This is a genomic window from Pseudomonas helleri, from assembly GCF_009600315.1.
In the GTDB taxonomy this organism is placed as follows: domain Bacteria; phylum Pseudomonadota; class Gammaproteobacteria; order Pseudomonadales; family Pseudomonadaceae; genus Aquipseudomonas; species Aquipseudomonas helleri_A.
Map to the genome: position 1 here is coordinate 1 of NZ_WIWC01000047.1, position 24,933 is coordinate 24,933.

Sequence of the window (24,933 nt, forward strand, 5' to 3'; positions counted from 1 at the left end):
AAAGCCTTGGCTATGCAATATGATGCTCCTGCGTCAATTCAATAACCGTGTTGCACTCAGCTCCTGCAACCGCCATCTTAAAGAAAAGTCTGCCCTGCAATTTATGGGATGGAATGACACATGCGGATGACTCATTATCCACGCCGGATGAAAATTCGACCTATATAAAGGTGACTTTCATTGGGTTTTAAGTGCTAAGAACTACGCCTTGGCTGTTATCTTCTGACACGCACATTCCTGATAAACCTTAATGTGTAGAGGTCTGTGCATGTCCAGTGTATTGAACCGTTACTTAGGCCGCAGTGAGGCCTGGGTGCGTTTGTAATCGCAATCATCATCATTGGAAGTTGTCGGTTATAGCGTTCACCGATATTACGGTTTTGAAGGTCCGTGGTTCTCTTCAACTGGAAGTACGTGTAACTCAGTCTGAATGGGTCATGTTGTGCGCGCAGTTGCCGCACTCGTGCATGTGTGTGGCTCAACCCTATATGCAATTTGGAAACCATGGATGAACTTACGTACCTTGATTGCCCGCTGCTTTGGTGATCGTGACGTCTTGGCTCTTTCCCAAGAACACGTAGAACGCTGGCAACCTTTGCTCAAGCCCATCAGTGCGCAATCACCGGTAGGCGAAGACCCCGGTTACGACGATGACTTTCAGTGCATGCGTGAGGAAGTCAACAAGCTCTCCGGCGCGGATCCTGATCTGGTCATTCGCCTGGCAGAGAAATTATTGACCGATAGCTGCAAGGACTTACGCATCGGTACCTATTATTTGTGGGCCCGTTTGCAGTCGGAAGGCGAGGCGGGTTTGGCAGAGGGTCTTAGCCTGCTGGCGGCGTTGGTTGAACGCTATCCCGCTGACGTTCTGCCTGTGCGGGCCAACAGTCGCAAGATTGCGTTGGAGTGGGTGGCCAGCAATAAGGTTTTGGACTGCCTGTCGCGATATCCAGAGGTGGTGAAGAGCGAGTCTGAGCGCACGGTGGCGGCGCTGGCTTGGTTGGAGCGCAGCCTGAGTGTTTGGCCGCAAGATCAGCGTCCTGTTCTGGATTCTTTGTATGGCGCGTTGTCTGCTCGGCTGGCGCAGTCCGGTGGAGTGGACGCGCTGGTGCCGCAGAACACTTCCAGTCATGAGCAAAATGGGCTGCCTGTGGCCTCCATCAAGTCCGGGCGTGATTTGTTGGATAGCGGTCGGGCGCTGGCAGAGTATTTGCGCGATCAGCCTGATGGTTGGCTGGCCGCTCACCGGCTGATGAAAAGTCTGCGGTGGGACACGGTGCATCAGACTCCCCTTGAGGGCGCCAACGGTAATACGGGGTTAGTGGCGCCACGAGCAGAAAACCGGAGTCACCTCAAACGGCTATATCTGCAGCGTAACTGGACCGAGCTACTGGATCAGGTCGAGCGCGTTTACGCCGAGGGTGTTAACCATTTCTGGCTGGATCTTCAGTGGTATCTGTTCCAGGCGCTCGGTGAGTTGCCGGCGCCACAGAATAAATGGGCCGATATCACCCAGCGTGATTTGGGCATGTTCCTTGATCGTTTACCGGGACTGGAAAGCATGCGTTGGAGCGACGGCACTCCGTTCGCCGACGAAACCACCCTCGCGTGGATTAACCAGCATGTCTGCGGTAATGGCTCCCAACAATGGATGCCTGCGCCGATAGCCGTCAACGCCACTGGCGATACCGAAGTCCTGTCGCTGGAGGCTGAGGCATTGGCGCAGGCTGACAGCGACGGCGTAGAAGCTGCGTTAGCCTGGCTCGCTGCACGTTCCGGTATTCAAAGCGGCCACCAGCGCTGGTTGTTACGTCTGCTGATGGCGCGAGTGGCTGAGCAATATGGCAAGAGCGAGTTGGCCCTGCATCTCCTGGGCGAACTGGACACCACGGCGCAACGCCATGCACTGGCTGACTGGGAGCCCGAGCTTAATTTTGAGGTCAAGGCACGTCTGCTCAAGCTGTTGCGTTTGAAAGCGCAGCGTAATGATGCCGACAAACCCGCGCTGGCTCGGCGTATGGAGGTACTTCTGGCAGCACTGGTGGCTATTGATCCGGTGCGCGCAGCAGTGCTCTGCGGTTAACTCTTACTGAACTGGAATCTATCTTTGAGCATGGACAATCTGACACTGCGATATTTCGATGCCGAGATGCGTTATCTGCGCGAAGCCGGCAAAGAGTTCGCAGACGCCTTCCCTGATCGGGCGGCGCATTTGAACCTGGACAAACCGGGTGCACAAGATCCCTATGTGGAGCGTCTGTTTGAGGGCTTCGCGTTCTTGATGGGGCGTCTGCGTGAGAAGTTGGACGACGACTTGCCGGAGCTGACCGAAGGTTTGGTGAGCCTGCTATGGCCACATTACTTGCGTACGATTCCCTCACTGTCAGTGATTGAGCTTAAGCCTGAGCTTGAGAAAATGAAGCGCAGTGAGGTCATCGCTCAAGGTTTTGAAGTGTTGTCGCAGCCCATAGGCCCACAGCGCACACAGTGCCGCTATACCACGACCCAGGATGTGAGCCTGCTCCCGTTGAGCCTGGAAGCTGTGCGAGTGGCTCATGAACCGGACGGTCGCTCAGTGCTGCGGCTGCGTTTTGCGTGTGGTGACCTGACGGACTGTGGGCCGATAGATTTGAGTCGCCTGCCGCTCTACTTGAATGCTGATGCCCCGATGGCCAGCGCGCTGCACAAGGCACTGACCCTTGATACTCAAGCGTTGTATGTTCGTCGACCGGGTCAAACAGATCGCCAGCCTCTGGAAGGCTACTTTTCGCCTAAAGGCTTTGCCGATGAAGATTGTCTTTGGCCCAAGGGTGATAGCGCATTCAGTGGTTATCAACTCCTGCTTGAGTATTTCACCTTTCCCCAGAAGTTCATGTTTGTGACGCTCTGCGGTCTTGAGCAATTGGCCATTAGCCCGAGTACGACCTGGTTTGAACTGGATGTGGTGCTTGGCGAGTCATGGCCTCACTCGTTCAACTTGAGTGCTGAGCACATACGATTGCATGCCGTGCCCGTGATCAATTTATTCACGCTTGAGGCGGATCCTTTAGCGATAGCGCCCTTGCAGAGCGACTATCTGCTACGTCCCATGCGTTTGCAGGACGGTCATATCGAAATCTATTCGGTTGATCAGGTCACTGCGTCAAAAAATGCTGAACGTCAAGACTATGTGCCGTTCTCAAGCTTTCAGCATAAGGGCGGTATGTTGCGCGACGAAGCGCCGGAGCGTTATTTCCACACACGTTTGAAACGGGGGGCCAATGGTCTGCATGACACGTGGCTGATTCTGGGCGGTGAGGGTTTTGATAATGATTGCCTCAACGGAGCTCAAAGCCTGTCACTGCAGCTGACCGGTACTCACGGGCAACTCCCGCGCAAAGCTCTGCAAAGCACCCTGCTGGATACCTCTGCACAATCCACTCAAACCCGCTTGCGAGTGCGCAATCTGTGTGCACCCACCTTGCCGTGCTACCCACCGAACCGCGATCGATTCCACTGGCGAGTGTTGAGCCATTTGGGGTCCAACTTTTTACCCATGCTCGACAGCGCCGAAGTCTTGCGCGGCACCCTGGCATTGTATGACTGGACGGGTAGCGAGCTGAATCGACGTCGTTTGGCGGCAATTGTTGAGGTCAGTCACCACCTTATCCAGCGGTTCGAAAAAGGCTTTCTGCTGCGGGGCGTGGAGATCGAAGTCACTCTGGACGTCAATGGGTTCTCGGGTGAGGGCGATATAAGCCTGTTCGGTGAAATGCTTCATCGGTTCTTTGGTTTGTACGCCGACATCCACCTATTCAATCAGCTCACCCTGATCCTGCAACCTACTGGAAAGTGCCTGCGATGGAACGAGAACCACAGTCAGCGAATTCCCGGCTGAAGGCCGGCGGTTTGCTGCAGGCACTGGAGGGGCGGGTGGCTGAGGCCAACCTGTATCGCTTCTGTCAGCTGCTTGAACAAGCATTACCCAATCACCCGCCTTTGGGCAGCACCGCGCACCCGGCGGATGACCCGGTGCGTTTTCGCCCCGATCCAGGCATGGGGTTTCCGGCGGGCGAGCTCAAAGCAATAGAAATCGACCCGGATCACCCCGAGCGTCCGGCTACGGTACGCACGCGTTTGCTGGGGCTTTATGGCGTGGATTCACCTTTACCGACAGCTTTTGTGGATGACATTGCTCAGCGTCGTGAAGGGCACGAGGCGTTGGAGTCCTTTCTCGACATTTTCAATCACCGGATATTTACCCAGTTCTACCGGATCTGGCGCAAATATTCGTATCCCGCCACGTTCGAGTCTGGCGCAGCGGATGCTACATCGCAGTGCTTGCTGGGGTTGATTGGTTTGGGAATCCCCGGTACCGCCAAACAAATTGCCACGCCTGTCTCACGATTTTTGGCGTTGCTTAGCGTGATGCGTTTGCCGACCCGCAATGCTGAAGGCATCAGGGCGTTGGTGAGGTTACTGGCACCCAACACCAAAACTCAGGTAACGCCACACTGGCCGAAAAAAATTGCACTGATTCAACCCGCCAGTCTTTCCACCCAACACCCTGTTTGCTTGTCTCAGGGCACGCCTTTGGGCAGCACAGGGCAGGATGCCAATACTCAGTTACTTCTGAATTTGTTCACTGTGGATACGCGGGAAGCCAGTGGCTGGTTGCCGGGTAGTCAGTTGCACAAAGACCTGCTGGTGTTGTTGCGTGTTTATCTGGGCTGGCGTTGCACTGCACAGCTTCAGCTGGTGCTGCCGGTGCGTTGTTTGCCCTTGCCAGTACTCGGCGGTTCACCCGTGTATCTGGGCCTCACAGGAATGTTAGGGCTCGGATCAGACGCCTTGCAGAAGGACGATAACGAGACCGTTACGATCAATTTAGGCCGTTATCAAGGCCTACAGAGCAATCCCAGGAATAGAGAGACAGAGCATGTCGCGTACCGTTTTTAATGTAGGGGTGATGGTGGTGTGCGCTGCACTGCTAGGCGGGTGTGGAGTTACCCAGAAGGTAACAGACGCCACGGTGTCCACTGCAAAGGCCATTTTTTATAAGCACGTGAAAACCTTGCACCTGGACTTCAGCGCCAGAGTGGCCCTGAACTCAGATACCACAGAAATGAGTGCCTTATCGGTACCCACGCTGGTTCGGGTCTACCAGTTGCGTGACAAAAAGGCGGTCGAAATGGCCACTTACGATCTTCTGGTCAGTGATGACGACAAACTGGGCAGTGAGTTGCTGGGCACCCAGGCGGTGGTCGTCAAGCCCGGGGAAGGGGTTCAATTGAACGTGCCTCTGCAAGAGCAAGCCCAGTTCGTTGCGGTGGTGGCATTGTTCCGAACGCCCAATGCGCAGACGAACACCTGGCGGCTGATATTGACTCGCGATGACCTGGACCCTGATCAGCCGCGAGTGATTGAGTTGGGGGACAACCGTTTGACGTTGCGTCCTTTGGCGAAGGACTGAGCCATGACTGAGTCCAATCCTTCGCTCTATGAAATGCTATTGCACAATTTCGACGGCGAGCTTGACCTGTTTCGGGTCAGCGAAGAAGACCAGTACACCTTGTCGGTCATGGACAACATTCAACGCATCCTCAATAGCCGCGCGGGCACACTCAGTCATTTACCTGATTACGGGTTGCCGGACATGGGGTTTATTTTGCAGGGGCTGCCGGGCACAGCACATGGACTGATGAATACGATGCGTGACACGTTGCTCAAATATGAACCGCGTCTGGACGCTGTGAGTATTGAGCTGTTGGCGCAAGTAATGCCGGGACATTTGGACTACGCCCTGGACGTGAAGCTCAAAGGAGGACAGCAAATGACCTTTGGCACGACGCTGGCGGCAGGAGGCAAAGCCCTGGTACGCCACCTGAAGCGACTGAACTACCTGTCATAGGCTTGAACCTGTAATGGAAGGAAACTGGCATGACGGGATTGTTTGAAATGCATATCCGTGTGGGCACTGATCCGCGTGGTTATAGCGAATTCAGCGCATTGCTTGATGAAGTGAGCAAACTGAATCATTCGGCCTGTCCAGATCTGGATTGGGGCAAAGTCGAGACATTGTGTCTGGCGTTGTTCCAGAAAAATGGGGCGGACTTAAACACAGTTGCTTTTTTTACCTTGGCAAGAAGTCACCGTTACGGTCTGGAAGGCATGGCGCAAGGAATCGCCTTGATCGAGTCCCTTTGCATTGAAGAGTCGCGTGTTTGGCCAGTGATGATGTCCATGCGTCTGGACATTCTGAACGGGCTGTTCGCACAGTTGCAGCCGTTACTGCGCAGCCTTGAGATAACCTCATGGAGTCGACCTGCACTGTCGCATCTGTACGGCGAGTTGGGGCGTCTGGACGAAAAATTGACGGTTCAGGGCTTTGACTCTCTGGTTGCATTGCGGGCTCTGCGCCAACAAATCAGCAGCCTCATTCAGCGCTTGCAATGGAACACCGTGACCCATTCAGCCCTGCACATGCCGTCGCACATGCCTGAGCCAGCCGGTGTGATGCCTGTGGTGATCCTGCCCGCTATGCCTATACCCGATGTCTCTAGGCGCACATCATCTGTAAAGGCACGTCGTGTCGCACTTTGGCTATTGGCAGTGATCGCGTGCCTGCTTTTGGTCAGTGGGGTTGGATGGCGGCATTGGTTGGCTAGCCAGGAGAATGAGCGCTTGATGTCCAAGCCGGTGCGGCTGCCGAGCCTGTCTCTGTTCGATGCAGGCAGCGCCGAACTCAAGCCGGGCTCGACCAAGGTGTTGATCAATGCGTTGATGGATATCAAGGCTCAACCCGGCTGGCTGATTGTTATTGCAGGGCATACCGACGACACAGGCAACCCGGAGCAGAATCTGAAACTGTCCCGCGCTCGTGCAACAGCCGTTCGTGATTGGATGCAGGGTATGAGCGACATCGCTGACAGTTGTTTTGCCGTCAAGGGATTTGCCGCCAGTCAGCCGATTGTCAGCAATGACACCGAATTGGGCCGAGTGGCCAACCGGCGTGTCGATATCTATCTTGTGCCACAATCAGGGGCTTGTGGGCGGTCAGAAGTGATCGCTGAAACCGTGAGCAGCGGTTAATGACAGTTTTTGGAGTTCAGTTACAAGCTCTCCGGATCCCCAAAAAACATTTGAATCCGCGAGCGAAGCCAGCGTTCACCGGGGTCGTTGTCCTGAGCGCCGCGCCAAGCCATGTGCAATTCAAAGCTTTGCATCGCCAGTGGTGGGTCTTCGGCCCGCACGCCGCCCGCGGCAGTCAGGGCCTGAGCCGTGTAATCCGGCACGGTGGCAATGATGTCGGTGCCGGCCAGTAAGGTACTCAGGCCATTAAACTGCGGCACTGCCAGCACCACATGTCGCTTGCGCCCGAGTTTCTCCAGTTCAACGTCAATAAAGCCGCTCAAGTCACCTGCAAAGGACACCAATGCGTGGGGGCGGGCACAGAAGTCGTCCAGGCTCATAGCCCCCGGCATGGTGTCGGCGCGCAGCATTTTGGGCTTGCTGCGCCTTAATATTTTGCGTTTGGCATTGGCAGGCAGGTCGCTGGTGTAACTGACGCCCACCGAAATTTCACCGCTAGCCAGCAACGGCGGCATCAAAATGTAATTGACCCTGCGGATCACCAACACGATACCCGGTGCCTCGGCACGCAAGCGCTTAAGCAACAGCGGCAACAGGGCGAATTCCACGTCATCGGACAAGCCAATGCGGAACACCGAGGTGCTGGTGGCCGGGTTGAACTCTGCAGCACGGCTGACAGCGGTTGAAATGGAGTCCAGCGCCGGGGACAGCAGGGCGAAAATCTCGGTCGCCCGTGCCGTAGGCTCCATGCTGCGGCCGGTGCGCACAAACAGTGGGTCATCAAACAAACCGCGCAGGCGTGAGAGTGCCGCGCTGATGGCAGGCTGCCCCAGAAACAGCTTTTCGGCCGCTCGGGTGACGCTGCGCTCATGCATCAGGGTTTCAAAGACGATCAGCAAATTCAGATCGACGCGACGCAAGTCGTTACGGTTCATCTGGCAGACTTCGCAGGCGGATCAACGGTAGAAGGGTAAGGATCTTACTGACAAAACGGCTGGATCGTCACTCTGTAGATAGGATTTCGCGTTTTTACGCATGAGAAAGGGCGCATCTTGAACGGGAAATAAAGCTTTCCTGATGCAGAAAATGCCTGCGGATCAATGTCAGGCATGTCGACTATTAATGCTGTCTGTTAGTCTTGCCCGCAAAGCCCGGATAAAGTCCCGTGGTATTAGCGATTAATAAGGCGAGGTTTGCAATGTCGCGCACGATCCGTTTTCACAAGTTTGGTCCGGCCGAGGTGCTCCAGTGCGAAGAGCACGAAGTCGCTGCGCCTGCGCCTGGCGAAGTGCAGGTGCGTGTCGAGGCGATTGGTATCAGTTGGTATGACGTGCTTTGGCGGCAAAACCTGGCCCCGAGCCCTGCACGTTTGCCAGCCGGTATCGGCCATGAGATGGCCGGTATTGTGACCGCCGTCGGGGCAGGGGTGGACGATCTTGCTGTTGGCGACAAAGTGGCCAGCTTTCCCGGTCAGAGTGCCAACGATTACCCAACTTATGGCGAACTGATCGTCATGCCGCGTTCCACGCTGACGCGCTACCCCGACGTATTGACGCCCGTAGAAGCCAGCGTGCATTACACGCCGCTGCTGATCGCTTATTTCGCGTATGTCGATCTGGCGCGGGTCAAGGCCGGGCAAACCGTGCTGATTACCGATGCCAGCCACTGTTCCGGCCCTTCATTCGTGCAGTTGGGCAAGGCACTGGGGGTCAACGTTATTGCGGCCACCAAAAATGCAGAAGAGCGCGAATACCTGCTCAAACTCGGGGCTGACAAGGTGATCGTCACCGAGGAGCAAGACCTGTTACTGGAGATCAACAAGATCACAAACGACAAAGGCGTCGATGTGGTCATGGATGGCCTCGGTGGCCCTCAGATGTCGGTGCTGGGTGATGTGCTGGCGCCCCGTGGCAGCCTTGTGCTGTATGGGCTGCAAGGGGGTAATCACACACCCTTTCCGGCTTGCGCAGCGTTTCAGAAGAACATTCAGTTCTTTGTGCACTGCATTGGTAATTTCACCGGCAAGCCGGAACTGGGCATCACTCAGGATCAGCAAGCCATGCAGCGGGCCCTGCGCGAAATCAACCAGCTAACGGCTGACCGGGTGCTGTTGCCTCTGGAGGTCAAAGTCTTTCCGTTTGAAGCTTTTGTAGACGCGCATCGCTACATGGATGATTGCCCTTGTCGCGGTCGGGTTGCGTTGCAATTGCTCGCCAACTGAAACTCGCCATCACGCTCTCCAAAAAAACGCCTTTGAACCCTGAGTTCGAGGGCGTTTGTGTATGTAGACCCTGCGGAAAAAATTGATATTTACGGCCGCACATCCCTCAGCCACATCTCGTATTCAGCTATTTTCATATTCGAATGGATAATTAAAAATATGGTTGGCATCCATTTGATGTTGTTTTTTGTAGGGTAATTCCTCTGCGGATGTGCGGTCTATCTGTAACGGATTGAAACCTCAAGTTAAGTGTGGGCGTCCCGGATGCAGCTGCTGATAATAAAGCGCTCACATGGAGGGATGCCCTATGAACAATTTTCATGAACAAGCCATGAGCTTTGTTTATCAGCAAGTGCTGCACCGGTTACAGGGGTTTCTGGAACGTACTGAGCGCATTGCCTTGCAACTATTGATTCAGCGTTTACAGGTAGCTGCCGGAGGCATGGAGCGACTCGCTCAGTTTCGGGTCATGGTTGTGCTTGAGGGGGGCAGGGAATGCGCTTATACACTGGCTTTATTGCGTGCCGCTCAGTTGAGTATCGCGGGGCGCCATCCGGAGACCTTCATATTGCGCGTGGCCATCTTGCACCAGCCTCGTCTGACGCCAAGGGTGCTGGAGCGGATACAAGCTCAATGCGATGAGTTGTTCCTGTATGACGACCATCGCGTTGAGTTGTTGTCGGTCGACGACAATGGCGTTCGCAGGCTGGACAAACATCTGGTCGGTACCCGTAAACCTTCAGCAAGGGCCAGAATAATGATGCTGATGTCCGGCCATTTGACCCGAGGCGATGCGCGCGGCACTTTTTTATGCTGATTTATTGGCACGGGCAAAACTCTTCAGCAGTGCTGTTGAATGGGGGCAACCGGCAGATGCAATCATCGACCGGCGCCCGCCCACGCACTTGGGTACCTATATGGCCTGGATTCAGCGTGTGGCAAGCCAGCGGGGGCATGCCGGCCAGCCGGCTAATCGCGATGACCTGCAAGCCTCGGTCAGGTTGTGTTCCTTTCTCGACGACGACTACAAGGAGGTATTGTGCCTGCCGCCCAATGATCAGCCTTACAGGCCCCTTGCTGACGGTAAAAATATCACCGTGCTTAATATCTTTGACTGCCTGTTCACGGACATAGACATGTTCAACTCAAGGTTACTCACCTACCTGAACGGCTCATTTGCACTCAATGATCTGGATATCGAAGAACCACAAGTGGCGGTGGTCGTGTTGGCCGCTCATCTTCAGGGTTTGCGTGCAGCCTGCGAACAAAGCCTGACCTATAGCGCAGGTGTTGAATTGTATTGGCAGCAGGCGGTGACCCAATACCCCCCGAACGAACGCCTCAAAGGGCACCTCATCAAGCTGTTGGGGGCTGCGTTCAATACCCCGCGACGAATCGACAAATTACGCTTGATAACGGCCCAATACCTGGACGAACTGCACGGTGTCAGTGAAGTACAACTGAGCTGTTTTATGTACTCGCCCTTTATCAATGAAGGTCAGAACCTCGAGTTTTTTTTACGCAACTGTTACCCGGACAAACTGCAATTCATCAATGAGTACCATCAAATGATGATGGATAAGCCGCTGTCGACGCCGGTCGACGTGACCTGGCTTGAGCAGATCAGTGGCTTGCCACTTAGCTCGCTTCAGGTGCTGTATCGCATGCAACACGTCAAGTTCCGGGAGGACAACTCCTTGATGACCTCTTTGTGGGCCAGCGATCCGCACAAACAGCCGTGGACATTGCCATAGACGGTTCACAGCATGACTGGGTGTCTGTCAGCCAGATTGGCGGGCACCACGAAAGGCAACCGCTCATCCCTTCGGGTTGCCAGAGCGGGGAGCAAACTGCTATCTGTACGCATATCCAGTACCTAAAGTCAGTGGTTTGTTCTGCCTGTGATTTCCAATCCCCTTGAAGACCCCTTTTATTACCTGAAAAACTTTGATCATGTGCTCGGCTGGATTTGCGCGCGCTATGACGATGTATTAACGGTTGAAGAGCAGCAGTTCATCTGTGAATTTGGCCAGTTGCCCAGCGCATCACAAGCGCTATGGGTGCGGATGGTCATGCGCAAAGGTCAGCATTTTCGAGCCAGCAAGCTCAGTTACCCGGAGATTGGCGATACCTGCCAGGCAGCGGCGCCTCTGTTGGGTATGGGCTGGCTCACTGATCAGGCACCCCTCGCTCTGCCGGAGGTGTTCGAGGTGTTGAGCAAGCCCGAGATTCAGGCCCGGTTCAACCAGCACATCGTCCGGCCCAAGGCCAAAAAAGATCAGTGGCTGGAAGACCTGGTCCCTCAATTCCCTCAAGTTCAGAGCCTCAGTGAGTGGCATCCAACACTGGCGGAACGGCTATATAGCCTGAGCCATCGTGCAGTGTGCGATCGTCTGCGGCTGATGTTTTTTGGCAATCTGAGCCAGAGTTGGGCTGACCTTGTGCTGGCCGATCTGGGCCTTTTTACCTACGAGAAGGTTGCGTTCAGCCCGCAGTCACGGGCGCTGGCTTGCCGTGAAGATATTGAAGGTTATCTGCACCTGTACCGTTGCCGCGAGCAGTTTGAAGCCGGTGTCAACGTGATTGAGGTGCTGCCTCACGTACTCGGGTACAGCGTCCAAAATCCCTGGCTACAGCGACGTCGTGGGCGTTTGTTGTTCCAGTTCGGTCAGCACTGCGAGCGCGCGGGGGAGCTGACCCGGGCCCTGCAAATCTATCCACACAGTCGCCACCCTGAGGCGCGGGTGCGTACGATCAGGGTGCTGGAGCGGCTGGGCCAGACTGCAGAAGCGTTGGCCCTGGCAGAAGCGGCAGAGCAGGCGCCTGGCACGGATGCCGAGCATCAACAGCTGTTGCGCATGTTGCCGCGATTGCGGCGCACCCTTGGACTGACCGCTCGCGCAAAAGCCAAGCCGCGCAGCCATGATCGCCTCGATCTGGTATTGCCCCACGACGCCGCGCTATCGGTAGAGTGCAGGGTCGCTGGCCATCTGCACGGGCCTGAACAGCCGGTGCACTACGTCGAGAATACGCTGATCAATGGTTTGTTCGGCCTGTTGTGCTGGTCTGCGATCTTCGCGCCGCTGCCGGGTGCGTTTTTTCATCCCTATCAGAGCGGCCCCGCTGACTTGCTGGATGAGGACTTTTACCTGCGCCGTGCCGAGCTGTTTGATGCCTGCCTGCAACAGCTTGAAGATGAACGCTACAAGGACACCATACGAGCGGCCTACGGGGCCAAATTTGGTATTCAGTCGCCTTTTGTCGCTTGGAGCTGTCTCAGTCAATCCCTGCTTGATGACGCATTGCACTGCCTGCCGCCTGCTCATTTAAAGGTCTGGTTTAAGCGTTTGTTGCAGGACATAAAAGCCAACCGTACCGGCATGCCTGACCTGATCCAGTTTTGGCCAGCGCAAAAAACCTACCGCATGATTGAGGTCAAAGGCCCGGGTGATCGCCTGCAAGATAACCAGCTGCGCTGGTTGACGCTGTGCGAGCAACACCGCATGCCGGTGACCGTGTGTTACGTGCAGTGGCAGGAAGTGGCGGGCCCATGACCTATCGCATCGCAGTGCGCGCCTTGTGCGAATTCACGGCCAAGGCCGGTGATCTGGATTTGCGTTTTACGCCTTCGCCCACGGCGCAACAGGGCATTGCCGGGCATCGCACGGTCGCGTCACGGCGCAGCGCCGGGTATCAAGCCGAATTAAGCCTGCAAGGTGAATACGCCGGCGTGCAGGTACGGGGCAGGGCAGACGGCTATGACCCGCTGGGCAATGTGCTCGAAGAAGTGAAAACCTATCGCGGTGACTTCAAGGCCATCCCGGCCAATCACCGTCAACTGCATTGGGCTCAGGCTCGGGTCTATGGCTGGCTGGTGTGCCAAAGCCTGCAATTACCCGAGGTAACTATCGCGCTGGTGTATTTCGATATCGTCAGCGAACAGGAAACACGTCTTCAGGAAACCTGGACAGCTGCGCAGTTGCAGAATTTTTTCAACCAGCAATGCACGCTTTTTGGGGCCTGGGCCGAACAGGAAGCGCAGCATCGCCAGGTGCGGGATGACGCGGCTCGCACGCTGGCATTTCCCCATGCGCAGTTTCGCACCGGCCAACGGGCGCTGGCTGAAGCGGTCTACAAGACCGCCAGTGGTGGCCGCTGCCTGATGGCGCAAGCCCCCACGGGGATAGGCAAAACCATTGGCACCTTGTTTCCGCTGCTCAAGGCCATGCCTGTCAAACAGTTGGACAAAGTGTTGTTCCTGACCGCCAAGACACCGGGGCGAAAGTTGGCCCTCGACTCGCTGCAAGTGCTTTATCCCCGCGGCACCGATGCGCCCTTGCGGGTTTTGGAACTGGTCGCGCGGGACAAGGCCTGCGAATACCCTGATAACGCCTGCAATGGCGATGCCTGCCCGTTGGCCAAAGGCTTTTATGACCGCTTGCCCGCCGCGCGACTGGCCGCGGTGGCGCAAGCCACGCTGAACCAGCTGACCATGCGCGAAGTCGCCCTCGCGCATCAGGTCTGCCCGTATTACTTGAGTCAGGAAATGGCACGCTGGGCAGATGTGATCATTGCCGATTACAACTATTACTTCGACTTTACGGCGTTGCTGTATGGGCTTGCCCAGGCCAATCAATGGCAGGTCGGAACATTGGTGGACGAAGCGCACAATCTGGTCGAGCGTGCCCGCCAGATGTACAGCGCTAGCCTCGATCAGCAAAGCCTCAACCGCGTTCGGCAAAATGCCCCGGCAGTCTTGGACAAGTCCTTCAAGCGCCTGAACCGGGAGTGGAATGCCCTGCACAAGGAGCAAATCGGGCCTTATCAGGTGCATTCACAGGTGCCAGCCAAATGGCTGAATGCCCTGAGCGCGTGTATCACCGCCATCGGTGACTACCTCAACGATCATCCGCAAGGGCTTGCAGGCGATTTGCAAGGTTTCTACTTCGAAGCCCTGCAATTCAACCGTGTAGCGGAACTCTTTGACGAGCATTTCTTGTTTGATGTCAGCCTGCATGAGCACGGCAAACGTCGTCTGTCCCAGCTCAACCTGCGCAACATTGTGCCTGCGGCTTTTATCGGCCCACGGCTGGGCAGTGCGCACAGCAATGTGCTGTTTTCGGCCACGTTGAGCCCGCGAACCTATTACGCCAACTTGCTGGGTTTACCGGCCGACACCGTGTGGATCGATGTCGAGTCACCGTTCAAGGCGCAGCAATTGGCAGTGCATGTGGTCAGTGAAATTTCGACGCGTTTTAACCATCGTGAGGCTTCGCTGGGCCCAATTGTGGAGCTGATTGCCCGTCAGTTTGCGGAGCGCGGCGGCAACTATCTGGCGTTTTTCAGCAGTTTTGACTACTTGCAGCAAGTCGCCCAACTGCTCGCCGAGCGTTATCCGCACATCCCGCAGTGGGTGCAATCACGGCGAATGGATGAGGCGGCGCGCCAAGGGTTTCTCGATCAATTCACCCACGCCAGTCAGGGTATTGGTTTTGCCGTATTGGGCGGCGCGTTTGGTGAAGGCATTGATCTGCCCGGCGCCCGGTTGATTGGCGCCTTCGTCGCGACCCTGGGACTGGCTCAATTGAACCCGGTCAATGAACAGATCAAACAGCGTATGGCAGCGCTGTTCGGCGCCGGTTATGACTACACCTACCTGTACCCGGGCGTGCAAAAAGTGGTGCAAGCAGCGGGACGGGTGATTCGCACCCAGAGCGACCAAGGCACGTTGTTTTTGATCGACGACCGATTTGCCGAGCACAAGGTGCAGCAGTTATTGCCCAGTTGGTGGCAATTGGGTTGAACCTGCGACCTTATGGCACACTGCGTCGTCCTTGACGCATGCAGCGTCTGTCATCAGCAGTGGAGTTTGCCTATATGAGCATCAAACGTTTCGGTACTGGCGCAGTCGGTGCAGGCGGTCAACCCTTACCTTTCGCCCGTGCAGTCGAGGCTGATGGCTGGTTGCACGTGTCGGGGCAAGTGGCGATGGAAAACGGTGAAATCATCAACGGTGGCATCATCGAACAAACGCACAAAACCATGCAAAACCTGATCGCCATTCTCGAAGAAGCCGGCTATGGCCTCGAAGATGTGGTGCGCGCCGGTGTGTGGTTGCAGGACCCGCGCGACTTCTGGAGCTTCAACAAGGTATTTGCCTCGTACTTCAAAAGCGAACATGCTCCGGCGCGTGCCTGTGTGCAGGCCATGATGATGGTCGATTGCAGGGTCGAAATTGACTGCATTGCTTACAAAGCCAAAGCGAGGACTTGAGTGTGTCGATGATTTTGAAAGGTGCAGCTCCGCCGGGCGCGGCTCTGGTGCGCGACGTGAGTTTGCCTGCGCTGGTAATTCACCGGGACGCGCTGGAACACAACATTGCCTGGATGCAGGATTTCGTCACCCGCAGTGGTGCGGTACTGGCCCCACACGGCAAAACCAGCATGGCCCCGGCGCTGTTTCGCCGCCAGTTGGAGCAGGGCGCATGGGGGCTTACCCTGGCCACGGCGGTGCAGACCTGCACTGCGTATGCAGGGGGCGTACGCCGGGTATTGATGGCCAACCAACTCGTCGGCCGCGCCAACATGGCGTTGATTGCCGACCTGCAGGCCGACCCGTCATTCGAGTTTTACTGCATGGTCGACCACCCGGATAACGTCGCCGCTCTGGGTGCGTTTTTCGCGGAACGCGGTCAACGGCTCAACGTGATGATTGAGTACGGTGTTGTCGGCGGCCGTTGTGGTTGCCGCACTGAAGATGAAGTGCTGGCATTGGCACAGGCGATCAAGGCACAGCCGGCGCTCGCCCTGTGTGGTATTGAAGGTTACGAAGGGGTTATCCACGGCGAACACGCGGTCAGCGGCATTCGTGACTTTGCCGCATCTCTGGTGCGACTGGCCCTGCAACTGCAACGTGAAGGCGCTTTTGCCCTCGACAAGCCGATCATCACGGCCTCGGGTTCAGCCTGGTACGACCTGATAGCCGAAGGGTTTGAAGCCGAAGCGGCCAGCGGGCGTTTTCTGAGTGTTCTGCGCCCTGGCAGCTATGTGGTTCACGATCACGGTATCTATAAAGAAGCTCAGTGTTGTGTGCTGGATCGGCGCAGCGACCTGCACGAAGGGTTGCGCCCGGCGCTGGAAGTCTGGGCCCATGTGCAGTCGTTGCCTGAGCCGGGCTTTGCCGTGATTGCGTTGGGTAAACGCGACGTTGCCTACGATGCCGGATTGCCGATGCCGTTGAAACGCTATCGCGAAGGTGTGTTGCCTGCAGTGGGTGATGACGTCAGCGCGTGTCAGGTCACTGCGGTGATGGATCAGCATGCGTTTATGACGGTGGCACCCGGCACTGAGTTGCGGGTGGGGGACATTATCAGCTTTGGCACTTCACACCCTTGCCTGACTTTCGATAAATGGCGAACCGGTTGTGTGGTGGATGAGCAGTTCAATGTAGTTGAGGCGATAGACATTACCTTCTGAGTTTAAAGTTGTAAGCCTCAAGCTTTTAGCGTTCAACATCCCTCACTGCCGCCACTGCTGCCCCTTGCCTGAGCGCTCTAAAGGGGCAGCAGTGACATCGTTTTAAAAGCTGAAAGCACGGCAATCCCCTCTGGCATTGACGATTCTTGCGATCCTCGCTTTGGCTTTCAACCGCATACGAAAAAACCACTGCTCTTGCAGGACCATCCGATTGGGCGAGAAGGATCAAGACAGTTTCTACACGATTTTGTTTTCCCGCGTGCCCCCTGCGCGATCCGCACGCTACCCACTCGCGTTAGTCTCAACGGACGATGAGCCCCGCCTGCAACCTTCCCATACTGCTCCAAGCCAATAAATACAGGCATTGAGGAGCAGGCGCATGATCGACATTCGTGGTTTGAGCTACTTCGTTGCAGAATCCACCGACCCGGTGCAGTGGCAGCGCTATGCCCAAGACGTACTCGGGATGATGGTCAGCGAAGCCCCTACTGGCGGTGTGTACGTCAAAATGGACGAGCGCCCCTTCCGCATGCTGGTGGTGCCCGGCGGTGAGTCCCGTTACCTCGCTTCGGGCTGGGAGCTGGCCAGCGAGCGGGCCTTCAATGCTGCGATGGAAACCCTCGACCAGGCCGATGTCAGCTGGCGTCTGGGCACTGCTGAGCAGTGCGATCAGCGCGGCGTCCAGGCCTTGTTGCATGTCACCGATCCCTCGGGTAACCACCATGAGTTGAGCTGGGGCCATCGTTCCGATTGCCAGCCCTTTATCTCGCCGCAAGGGGTGCCGGGTTTCATCACCGGCGACATGGGGCTGGGCCATACCGTGTTACCAGCTCCCAACTTCGATGCCACCCTGGCCTTTGCCAAAGAAGTGCTCGGCTTTGAGTTGTCGGACATTTTCAATTTCCGCCCCGACCCGTCAGCGCCGCCGATCCGCATCCATTTTCTGCATTGCAAAAATAGCCGTCACCACAGCCTGGCCTTGGCCGAATACCCGGTGCCGTCCGGTTGCGTGCATGTGATGGTCGAGGTCGAATCGATGACCGAAGTCGGTCGCGCGTATGACCGCAGCATTGCTCACAGCGTGCCGCAGTCGGCCACGCTGGGCCAGCACCTGAACGACCGCATGACCTCGTTCTATATGAAAACCCCTTCGGGCTTTGATCTGGAATACGGCTATGGCGGCCTGCTAGTCGATTGGCAAGAACACAGCGCCTTTGAATTCACCCGCGTCAGCCTGTGGGGCCACGATTTCTCCGTCGGCCAGCAAAAGTAAGGAATACCCATGAACAAGCAAATGACAGCAGCCGATGCGGTCGGCCAATTGCGTGACGGCATGACCATCGGTTTTGGTGGATGGGGGCCACGGCGCAAGCCGATGACGATCGTCCGCGAAATTCTGCGTTCGGACGTCAAGGACCTCACCGTGGTGGCCTATGGCGGCCCCGAAGTCGGCATGTTGTGCGCCGCCGGTAAGGTCAAGAAGCTGGTGTTCGGTTTTGCCACGCTCGATGCCATTCCGCTGGAAGCGTATTTTCGCAAGGCCCGCGAAGCGGGTGAGCTGGAGTTGATGGAGCTGGACGAAGGCATGCTGCAATGGGGCCTGCGCGCAGCGGGTATGCGCTTGCCGTTTTTACCCACCCGTTGTGGTTTGGCCACCGATGTGACGCGACTCAACCCTGACATCAAGCCCGTGCAATCGCCCTATGACGACGGCGAAGTGCTGTTGGCCATGCCTGCGTTAAACCTGGACATCGCCTTCTTGCATGTCAACGTTGCCGATCGGCTGGGCAACACCCTGGTGACCGGCCCCGACCCGTACTTCGATCATCTGTATGCGCGTGCCGCCAAACAGTGTTTTGTGTCCTGCGAGCGCATTGAAGAACGCTTGAGCCTTGACGCCACTCAGGCGCGTTTCAACACCTTCGAGCGTTATCTGGTCAGCGGTGTGGTGCATGCGCCGTTTGGCGCCCACCCGACCTCATGCCCGTCGGATTACGGCTGGGACATGAGCCACCTCAAGCGCTACAGCGCCAGTGCCGCTGAAGAGGGCGGTTGGGAAGGGTACGTGGCCGAGTTTGTAACGCCGGGCGAAAGCGCCTATCAGGCCAGCAATGGCGGTGCCGACCGGCTGAGCGCGCTGCCGCTGCCGGTGTTTTGAGGAATATGACGATGACTGCAACCTGTGAATTTACCCTGGCCGAACTGCTGATCGTGGCCGCCAGCGAAGCCTGGCGCGATAACGGCGAAGTGATTGCCTCGGGTCTAGGCGTGATCCCGCGTTTGGGGGCGAGCCTGGCCAAATTGAGCCATAGCCCTGAACTGTTGATGACCGACAGCGAAGCGTTTTTGGTCGAAGAGCCCATTCCGTTGGGGCCGCGAGGGGATTATCAGCCACGCTATTCGGGTTACCTGTCTTTCGAGCGGGTGTTTGAATGCGTATGGGGCGGACGCCGCCACGCGATGATCGGCCCGACTCAGGTCGACCGTTGGGGCCAAACCAACCTGTCATGCATCGGCGATTATCAAAAGCCCAAAGTCGCGATGCTCGGAGTGCGCGGCTTGCCGGGTAACAGCATCAACCATATCAACTCGTTCTTTATACCCAGCCATAACACTCGGGCGTTTGTTGCCGGTGAAGTGGATATGGTTTCGGGCGTGGGCTTCAAGGATGAGCGCTGGGGTGTCGGCATGCGCCGCGACCTGATGGACATTCGCTTGATCGTCACCGACCTCTGTGTGATGGACTTAGGCGGCCCGGATCGTGCCGTGCAAGTGCGCTCGCTGCACCCCGGTGTGAGCTTTGAAGAGGTGCAAGAGAAAACCGGCTTCCCCGTGCTCAAGGCAGCCGACCTGAAGCAAACCGTGACACCGACCCCGGAGCAGTTGGCCCTGATCCGTCGGCTCGACCCCCATGATTACCGCGCCGCCGCGCTCAAGGGCAATCCGCCCGGCATTCGTCAGGCCTGAAGCCAAGGAAATCCGCTTATGAGTAGCGACAGCGAATTTGTGCAGCGCGTTGATGACGCTGTGTATGAAACCGAAGAGCCGGTGCTGTATGCGGTGGCGGACGGCATCGCCACGCTGACGCTGAACCGGCCCACGGTCAATAATGCTCAGAACTCGCAGATGACCTATGCGCTGGACGATGCCTTTCGCCGTGCCGTCAATGATGACGAGGTGAAAGTCATCGTGTTGCGCGGCAATGGCAAACACTTTTCGGCTGGGCATGACATCGGTACACCCGGGCGCGACATTAATAAATCCTTTGATCGGGCCAGCTTGTGGTGGGATCACACCAACAAACCCGGCGGAGAATACCTCTATGCCCGTGAGCAGGAAGTGTATTTGGGGATGTGCCGACGCTGGCGTGAATTGCCCAAGCCGACTATCGCCATGGTGCAGGGCGCCTGTGTTGCAGGCGGGCTGATGCTGGCTTGGGTCTGCGATTTGATCGTGGCCAGTGACGATGCCTTTTTTCAGGACCCGGTGGTGCGCATGGGCATTCCGGGGGTGGAATATTTTGCTCACCCGTATGAGCTGAACCCCAGAATCGCCAAGGAGTTCCTGTTCACAGGTGACCGCATGAGCGCCGAGCGTGCGTATCAAATGGGCATGGTTAATCGCCTGTACAGTCGTGATGAGCTGCACGCCGGCACCTATGCGCTGGCGGCGGCCATTGCCAAACAGCCGCGCATGGGCTTGGCGCTGACCAAACAGGCGATCAATCACGTTGAAGACTTGCAGGGCAAACGCACCGCGATGGACGCTGTATTTGCCTGGCATCATTTTGCCCATAGCCATAACGAGTTGCTGTCGGGTGACAAGCTTGGCGGCTACGACGCCAAAGCGATGATCGAGGCGAACAAGAACGCTGCGGGAGAGCGTCGATGAGTGATTATTTGCGCACTGCGTTAACTGATGCGCTGGGCTGTCGATACCCCATCGTCCAAACCGCGATGGGCTGGGTGTCGGATGCCAATTTGGTGATTGCCAGCAGCCAGGCGGGTGCCTTTGGCTTTTTAGCCGGGGCGACGATCCATGCACAGCAACTGGAAGCCGAAATCCAGCGTGTCATCCAGGCCTTGGGCAGCAGCAATTTTGGGCTCAATTTTCATATGTTTCAGGAGAACGCGGCGCAATGTGTCGACCTGGCCATCGAATACCGATTACGCGCCGTGAGCTATGGCCGCGGCCCGGATCGTCAGACCATCGAGCGCTTTAAAAAAGCGGGGGTGCTGTGTATTCCAACCGTGGGCGCGGTCAAGCATGCGATCAAGGCGGTTGAATTGGGCGCGGACATGATTACCGTGCAGGGCGGCGAGGGGGGCGGGCACACGGGCGGGGTGCCGAGTACTATTTTACTGCCTCAGGTACTGGACGCAGTGCAGGTGCCGGTGATTGCGGCAGGCGGCTACTCCACCGGGCGCGGTCTGGCCGGTGCACTGGCCACCGGCGCCGCGGGTGTGGCGATGGGCACGCGGTTTTTGATGACCAAAGAATCGCCCACGCCTGCGGCGACGCTTGAGCGGTATGTGAAGGTCGCCGACCCGCAAAAAATCCGCGTGACCACGGCGGTCGATGGCATGCGTCATCGCATGATTGAAAACGCCTTCATTGACCGTCTCGAAAAAGCCGGGGCTTTTGGCCGACTGCGCATTGCCTTGGGCAGCGCATGGCACTGGAAACAGCAAACCGGCATGAGTCTGGGGCATATGCTCAGGGTGTTTGCCCAATCCGTGAAGGAAGACCCCGGCGCCTTGTCGCAAACGGTGATGGCGGCCAACCAGCCGGTGTTGCTGCAGCGTTCAATGGTGGATGGCGTCCCCGATGAAGGCATTTTGCCGTGTGGGCAAGTAGCGTCGGCGATCGGGGAGTTGAAAAGCTGTCAGCAGTTGATCGATGAAATGGCTCGCGAAGCGGAACGTTGTTTGATGGCGATCAATGCACGTTACCCGGCTTCGCGCTGTCAGGCCGCAGTACCGGCAGGCTTGTGAAACGGCTTTAAAGGATGTAACTGAACTTATCTGGATACAAAACGTGTCCAGACGAGCGTCTGAGGCCTGTTTCCTGATCACTACACTTTTTAATCATTGTGGAGCTCAGGACGCTGACTTATGCCTCAATCCTTGCATCGCCATACACCCTCACTCACGTCATACGACCCGCGCGGTCTGACCATTCGCGCGGTGGCCTATCACCGTCGCACAGCGGGCGATGAGCCGCAGGCACGCATCCACCGTCAGGTTTACAGTGCCACTGGTATGCTCAGCGAACAGTGGGACCCTCGTCTCACAGCTTTGCGGGCCAGCGCCGCCAATCTACGTCATCGCTACTCACTGTCGGGACGTTTGCTGCATAGCGACTCCGTGGACAGAGGCGCGCGCATCGTCTTCTGCGGCGCAGGGGCCGAGTTGCGCTACAGCTGGGATGCCCGTGGCACCCGGCACACTTACCAGTACGATCAGCTCCTGCGCGTAAGCGCACTGTTTGAACAAGCTGCCGGTGACCAAAAGGCCCGGTGCGTCGAGCGCATGAGCTATGCCGACAACAGCCCCGAACATGCACGGCATAACCGTTGCGCCCGGTTGCTGCGTCACGATGACCCGGCAGGCACCCTGTGGCCTGAGGACTATGACGTGCAGGGGCGGGTGACGAGTGAGTCGCGTCGTTTTGTCGATGAAGTCTCTGCGTCTCCTGACTGGCCTCTGTCATCTGATCAGCGTGACCTGTCCCTTGATCCCGCTGTGTGGCGCAGTCAATGGCACTACGATGCATTGGGCCAGTTACTGGAACGGGTAGACGCCAAACACAACCGGCATCAGTCACGCTATGCCGTGGACGGTCTGCTGACCTCACGATGGGTGCACCTCAAGAGCGGAACTCGGCACACCGTCGTGCAGCACCGAACCTACAACGCAAGCGGCAACATAGAAACGGAGCGGGCGGGCAATCAGGTGCTCACCGAACTGACCTACAACCTCAGTGATGAGCGCTTGCTGCAACTCAAGAGCTATCGTGATGGCAAACCCGATGAAGCCTTGCAAGACCTTTCATATGGCTATGATCGCGTCGGCAATGTGCTGAGCATTCGCGATGCCGCGCAGCCCGTGCAGTGGTCCGATAACATCCGGCTGGAGGCGCGGAGCACCTTCACCTACGACACCCTCTCTCAATTGATAGAAGCCAGCGGCCTGGAAAATGCCGCCAATGGCAGCGGTGCGCGCCAGACTGGCATGGTCAGCTTTGGTGCGACTGACGGCCAGCGCCCTCGTCAGTATCGCCAGACGTATACCTATGATGCAGGCGGCAACCTTACTCGCTTGCAACACATTCCCAGCCGTGGCTCAGGCTATACGCGACACATCAAGGTGTCAGGTCAGAGCAATCACAGTCTTGAGCTCCATGCGGGTCAGCTTGCTGAACCGGGGTTAGGCAAAGGGTTCGATCAGAACGGCAATTTGCAAGTGCTCGAACCCGGTCAGGCGCTGACTTGGAACCTGCGCAATCAACTGCAACGCGTCACTCAAGTCAGGCGCGAAAACGGCACTGATGATGACGAAATCTATGTGTACGACAGCAGTGGGGTACGAGCGCTGAAAATCACTCGCGCCAATGGCCCGCGTCAGCCCCGTGTTCGCGAAGTGTATTACTTGCCGGGCTTGGAAATTCGACGCAACAGCGCGACGGGTGAAGCGTTGAATCTGCTGAGGGTGGAGGGTGAACTCAACAGCGCGACTGTTTTGCAATGGGAACAAGGTCGTCCCGAAGGTATCGACAACGAACACGTACGCTTCAGCCTTACGGACCACTTGGGCAGCAGCACGCTGGAGCTCGATCACAAAGCCCGGTTACTGAGTCAGGAAAGCTATTACCCCTATGGATCAACGGCTTGGTGGGCGGCTAAAAGTGCGCTCGAAGCCAGCTACAAGTTCGTGCGTTATTCGGGCAAGGAGCGTGATGCCAGTGGCCTTTACTACTATGGCTATCGTTATTACGCACCTTGGCTGGCCCGCTGGATCAGTGCTGACCCGGCCGATGATGTAGATGGTCTTAACCTGTATGCCATGACCCGGGCAAATCCGACCAGCAGGAGCGAGAGCCAGGGGTTGCAGAGCGATACGGTGGCTAGACCGGGTCGGCTGGCGATTCTGCACAGCGTGATCACAGACGTGGCCAGCAGGGCCAGACCAAGGGTACAGGCGTCCAGTGCGGCGGCGATCCGTGATGGTCTTGCTACCTTTATCAGTAATGCCGCAGGCGCTGGTGTGGATATCGCCCTGTTTGAAGGCCGTCAACCCTCGCAAGGCTTGAACACCGCCTTGCGCAGTACCGTGGCGGCGCTGGATGCCTTAAGCGTCATGCACATGAGCACTGGGTTATTTGGTCATGTGACACGCTGGAGCCCTTTAATCGGATTTTTTGCCGCCACAGCGACTGGTCGTGGTTTCGAGGAGCGCGGTGCCAGTGAAGGGGTTGGCGCTGAAGACGTGTGGGATCCTGTGGCCCGGCTCAGGCTGGCCGGGCATGTGCGAGCCTTCACCCGTGAAGTTGTGCAGCAAATGGTGAGCGGGCTTGGCGAAAGCGTGTCGTGGGGACAAACCCCGGTGCGTGCCAGAATCCCGCGAACCTTGGCAGCCGCAGGCGCCTATAGCATGGCCACAGTGCCTAATGCGGTGTTTGGGCACTACGTGCCGGGGCCACTGATCCCTAATGTAGGGCCTTTGATCGAGGCGTTCGATGCCGCGGCAGGTACGGCCATCCGTGGGGGGCACGCGACGGCGCGCTTTGACCGTCACGTCAATGCATTACAGGTGCCAGGGGCAATGGATACGGTGCACGGGGGGGTGAGCCGGATGTTCAATCAAACCTGGACCTATTGGGCCGGGGTCGGTATTGAGGCGGTTGCGCAGTGGGTAACGGGCCAGTCTGTTGAAGCGCAAAGCGGCAGGGCAAGGGCGTGGGTCGGTGCCGCCAAAGGCGTGGTATCTGCTTTGACAGAATTCCGCGGGGCGTTTTTACAAACGGCCAGAAGCGGGTTTGGCAGCCTGTTCAAGCGTTGGCGGACAGCGAGCAGCTGATCCTCCATACCGTGTGCAGTGCAGTGAATCAAGGTCACTGCACCTGCGCAACAACCCCCGAAAGCTTGACTATGCTATCGGCACCGGT

The 24,933-nt window shown here is 57.1% G+C and carries 20 protein-coding genes; 19 read left to right on the plus strand and 1 reads right to left on the minus strand.

The features are described from left to right. Positions 1–508: 508 nt before the first annotated feature. From tssA to GHN86_RS20365, 6 genes are read left to right on the plus strand one after another with little or no spacing between them, the layout of a single operon-like run. Positions 509–2,083 carry a type VI secretion system protein TssA gene (gene tssA / locus GHN86_RS20340; RefSeq protein ID WP_153381838.1) on the plus strand — a complete coding sequence of 525 codons (1,575 nt, stop codon included), beginning with the start codon at positions 509–511 and terminating at the stop codon, positions 2,081–2,083. Between the two features lie 24 nt (positions 2,084–2,107). Then, positions 2,108–3,877 (plus strand): type VI secretion system baseplate subunit TssF, encoded by a 1,770-nt coding sequence (gene tssF, locus GHN86_RS20345; protein ID WP_153381836.1) that lies wholly within the window; start codon positions 2,108–2,110, stop codon positions 3,875–3,877. Next, on the plus strand, positions 3,841–4,938 hold the full coding sequence (gene tssG, locus GHN86_RS20350; protein WP_153381834.1) for a type VI secretion system baseplate subunit TssG: 1,098 nt from the start codon (positions 3,841–3,843) through the stop codon (positions 4,936–4,938). The genes tssF and tssG overlap by 37 nt, the downstream gene beginning before the upstream one ends. Further along, complete coding sequence (gene tssJ / locus GHN86_RS20355; protein WP_153387208.1) at positions 4,919–5,452, plus strand: type VI secretion system lipoprotein TssJ; 534 nt, start codon at positions 4,919–4,921, stop codon at positions 5,450–5,452. The genes tssG and tssJ overlap by 20 nt, the downstream gene beginning before the upstream one ends. A 3-nt stretch (positions 5,453–5,455) precedes the next feature. After that, positions 5,456–5,890: a type VI secretion system baseplate subunit TssE gene (tssE, locus tag GHN86_RS20360; protein WP_153381830.1), complete on the plus strand. Its 435-nt coding sequence runs from the start codon at positions 5,456–5,458 to the stop codon at positions 5,888–5,890. A 29-nt stretch (positions 5,891–5,919) separates the two neighbouring features. Continuing rightward, on the plus strand, positions 5,920–7,071 hold the full coding sequence (locus tag GHN86_RS20365; protein WP_153381828.1) for an OmpA family protein: 1,152 nt from the start codon (positions 5,920–5,922) through the stop codon (positions 7,069–7,071). Between the two features lie 20 nt (positions 7,072–7,091). Here GHN86_RS20365 and GHN86_RS20370 read toward each other — a convergent pair whose 3' ends face one another. Further along, on the minus strand, positions 7,092–8,006 hold the full coding sequence (locus GHN86_RS20370; protein WP_153381826.1) for a LysR family transcriptional regulator: 915 nt from the start codon (positions 8,004–8,006) through the stop codon (positions 7,092–7,094). 263 nt (positions 8,007–8,269) lie between these two features. On the opposite strand from GHN86_RS20370, the gene GHN86_RS20375 reads away from it, so the two are divergent. The 13 genes from GHN86_RS20375 to GHN86_RS20430 all read left to right on the plus strand — a co-directional run bounded on the left by GHN86_RS20375 (position 8,270) and on the right by GHN86_RS20430 (position 24,845). Next, positions 8,270–9,292: a zinc-dependent alcohol dehydrogenase family protein gene (locus GHN86_RS20375; RefSeq protein ID WP_153381824.1), complete on the plus strand. Its 1,023-nt coding sequence runs from the start codon at positions 8,270–8,272 to the stop codon at positions 9,290–9,292. Positions 9,293–9,599: 307 nt separating this feature from the next. Further along, positions 9,600–10,109 carry a hypothetical protein gene (locus tag GHN86_RS23740; protein ID WP_228384953.1) on the plus strand — a complete coding sequence of 170 codons (510 nt, stop codon included), beginning with the start codon at positions 9,600–9,602 and terminating at the stop codon, positions 10,107–10,109. Then, complete coding sequence (locus GHN86_RS20380; RefSeq protein WP_228384952.1) at positions 10,084–11,046, plus strand: hypothetical protein; 963 nt, start codon at positions 10,084–10,086, stop codon at positions 11,044–11,046. Before GHN86_RS23740 ends, GHN86_RS20380 begins: the two co-directional genes overlap by 26 nt. Before the next feature lie 147 nt (positions 11,047–11,193). Next, positions 11,194–12,846 carry a VRR-NUC domain-containing protein gene (locus GHN86_RS20385; protein ID WP_323369501.1) on the plus strand — a complete coding sequence of 551 codons (1,653 nt, stop codon included), beginning with the start codon at positions 11,194–11,196 and terminating at the stop codon, positions 12,844–12,846. Next, positions 12,843–15,095 carry an ATP-dependent DNA helicase gene (locus GHN86_RS20390; protein ID WP_153381818.1) on the plus strand — a complete coding sequence of 751 codons (2,253 nt, stop codon included), beginning with the start codon at positions 12,843–12,845 and terminating at the stop codon, positions 15,093–15,095. The genes GHN86_RS20385 and GHN86_RS20390 overlap by 4 nt, the downstream gene beginning before the upstream one ends. A 74-nt stretch (positions 15,096–15,169) precedes the next feature. Then, a complete protein-coding gene (locus GHN86_RS20395) occupies positions 15,170–15,565 on the plus strand; it encodes a RidA family protein (RefSeq protein ID WP_153381816.1) in 396 nt (131 codons plus the stop codon). An 8-nt stretch (positions 15,566–15,573) separates the two neighbouring features. Continuing rightward, entirely contained in the window at positions 15,574–16,767 is a 1,194-nt protein-coding gene (locus GHN86_RS20400; protein WP_153381840.1) for an amino acid deaminase, read from the plus strand. Positions 16,768–17,146: 379 nt separating this feature from the next. Then, positions 17,147–18,040, plus strand: a complete 894-nt coding sequence (locus tag GHN86_RS20405) for a VOC family protein (protein ID WP_153381814.1) — start codon at positions 17,147–17,149, stop codon at positions 18,038–18,040. 9 nt (positions 18,041–18,049) lie between these two features. Continuing rightward, complete coding sequence (locus GHN86_RS20410) at positions 18,050–18,925, plus strand: CoA transferase subunit A (protein ID WP_153381812.1); 876 nt, start codon at positions 18,050–18,052, stop codon at positions 18,923–18,925. A gap of 11 nt (positions 18,926–18,936) precedes the next feature. Then, positions 18,937–19,734 (plus strand): CoA-transferase subunit beta, encoded by a 798-nt coding sequence (locus GHN86_RS20415; RefSeq protein WP_153387210.1) that lies wholly within the window; start codon positions 18,937–18,939, stop codon positions 19,732–19,734. An 18-nt stretch (positions 19,735–19,752) separates the two neighbouring features. Continuing rightward, positions 19,753–20,658, plus strand: coding sequence for an enoyl-CoA hydratase (locus GHN86_RS20420; protein ID WP_153387212.1), 906 nt, complete (start codon positions 19,753–19,755; stop codon positions 20,656–20,658). Next, entirely contained in the window at positions 20,655–21,761 is a 1,107-nt protein-coding gene (locus tag GHN86_RS20425; protein ID WP_153381806.1) for an NAD(P)H-dependent flavin oxidoreductase, read from the plus strand. Before GHN86_RS20420 ends, GHN86_RS20425 begins: the two co-directional genes overlap by 4 nt. Positions 21,762–21,881: 120 nt before the next feature. After that, a complete protein-coding gene (locus GHN86_RS20430; protein ID WP_153381804.1) occupies positions 21,882–24,845 on the plus strand; it encodes an RHS repeat domain-containing protein in 2,964 nt (987 codons plus the stop codon). Positions 24,846–24,933: the final 88 nt, after the last annotated feature.

What these genes read in the sequence shown, in the direction of transcription:
- GHN86_RS20370 (WP_153381826.1), bottom strand. Translation starts at nt 8,006, where the DNA reads ATGAACCGTAACGACTTGCGTCGCGTCGATCTGAATTTGCTGATCGTC.
- GHN86_RS20380 (WP_228384952.1), top strand. Translation starts at nt 10,084, where the DNA reads ATGCGCGCGGCACTTTTTTATGCTGATTTATTGGCACGGGCAAAACTC.
- tssA (WP_153381838.1), top strand. Translation starts at nt 509, where the DNA reads ATGAACTTACGTACCTTGATTGCCCGCTGCTTTGGTGATCGTGACGTC.
- GHN86_RS20405 (WP_153381814.1), top strand. Translation starts at nt 17,147, where the DNA reads ATGATCGACATTCGTGGTTTGAGCTACTTCGTTGCAGAATCCACCGAC.
- tssG (WP_153381834.1), top strand. Translation starts at nt 3,841, where the DNA reads ATGGAACGAGAACCACAGTCAGCGAATTCCCGGCTGAAGGCCGGCGGT.
- GHN86_RS20420 (WP_153387212.1), top strand. Translation starts at nt 19,753, where the DNA reads ATGAGTAGCGACAGCGAATTTGTGCAGCGCGTTGATGACGCTGTGTAT.
- GHN86_RS20390 (WP_153381818.1), top strand. Translation starts at nt 12,843, where the DNA reads ATGACCTATCGCATCGCAGTGCGCGCCTTGTGCGAATTCACGGCCAAG.
- GHN86_RS20375 (WP_153381824.1), top strand. Translation starts at nt 8,270, where the DNA reads ATGTCGCGCACGATCCGTTTTCACAAGTTTGGTCCGGCCGAGGTGCTC.
- GHN86_RS20415 (WP_153387210.1), top strand. Translation starts at nt 18,937, where the DNA reads ATGACTGCAACCTGTGAATTTACCCTGGCCGAACTGCTGATCGTGGCC.
- GHN86_RS20400 (WP_153381840.1), top strand. Translation starts at nt 15,574, where the DNA reads ATGATTTTGAAAGGTGCAGCTCCGCCGGGCGCGGCTCTGGTGCGCGAC.
- GHN86_RS20410 (WP_153381812.1), top strand. Translation starts at nt 18,050, where the DNA reads ATGAACAAGCAAATGACAGCAGCCGATGCGGTCGGCCAATTGCGTGAC.
- GHN86_RS23740 (WP_228384953.1), top strand. Translation starts at nt 9,600, where the DNA reads ATGAACAATTTTCATGAACAAGCCATGAGCTTTGTTTATCAGCAAGTG.
- tssE (WP_153381830.1), top strand. Translation starts at nt 5,456, where the DNA reads ATGACTGAGTCCAATCCTTCGCTCTATGAAATGCTATTGCACAATTTC.
- GHN86_RS20365 (WP_153381828.1), top strand. Translation starts at nt 5,920, where the DNA reads ATGACGGGATTGTTTGAAATGCATATCCGTGTGGGCACTGATCCGCGT.
- GHN86_RS20425 (WP_153381806.1), top strand. Translation starts at nt 20,655, where the DNA reads ATGAGTGATTATTTGCGCACTGCGTTAACTGATGCGCTGGGCTGTCGA.
- GHN86_RS20430 (WP_153381804.1), top strand. Translation starts at nt 21,882, where the DNA reads ATGCCTCAATCCTTGCATCGCCATACACCCTCACTCACGTCATACGAC.
- tssJ (WP_153387208.1), top strand. Translation starts at nt 4,919, where the DNA reads ATGTCGCGTACCGTTTTTAATGTAGGGGTGATGGTGGTGTGCGCTGCA.
- GHN86_RS20395 (WP_153381816.1), top strand. Translation starts at nt 15,170, where the DNA reads ATGAGCATCAAACGTTTCGGTACTGGCGCAGTCGGTGCAGGCGGTCAA.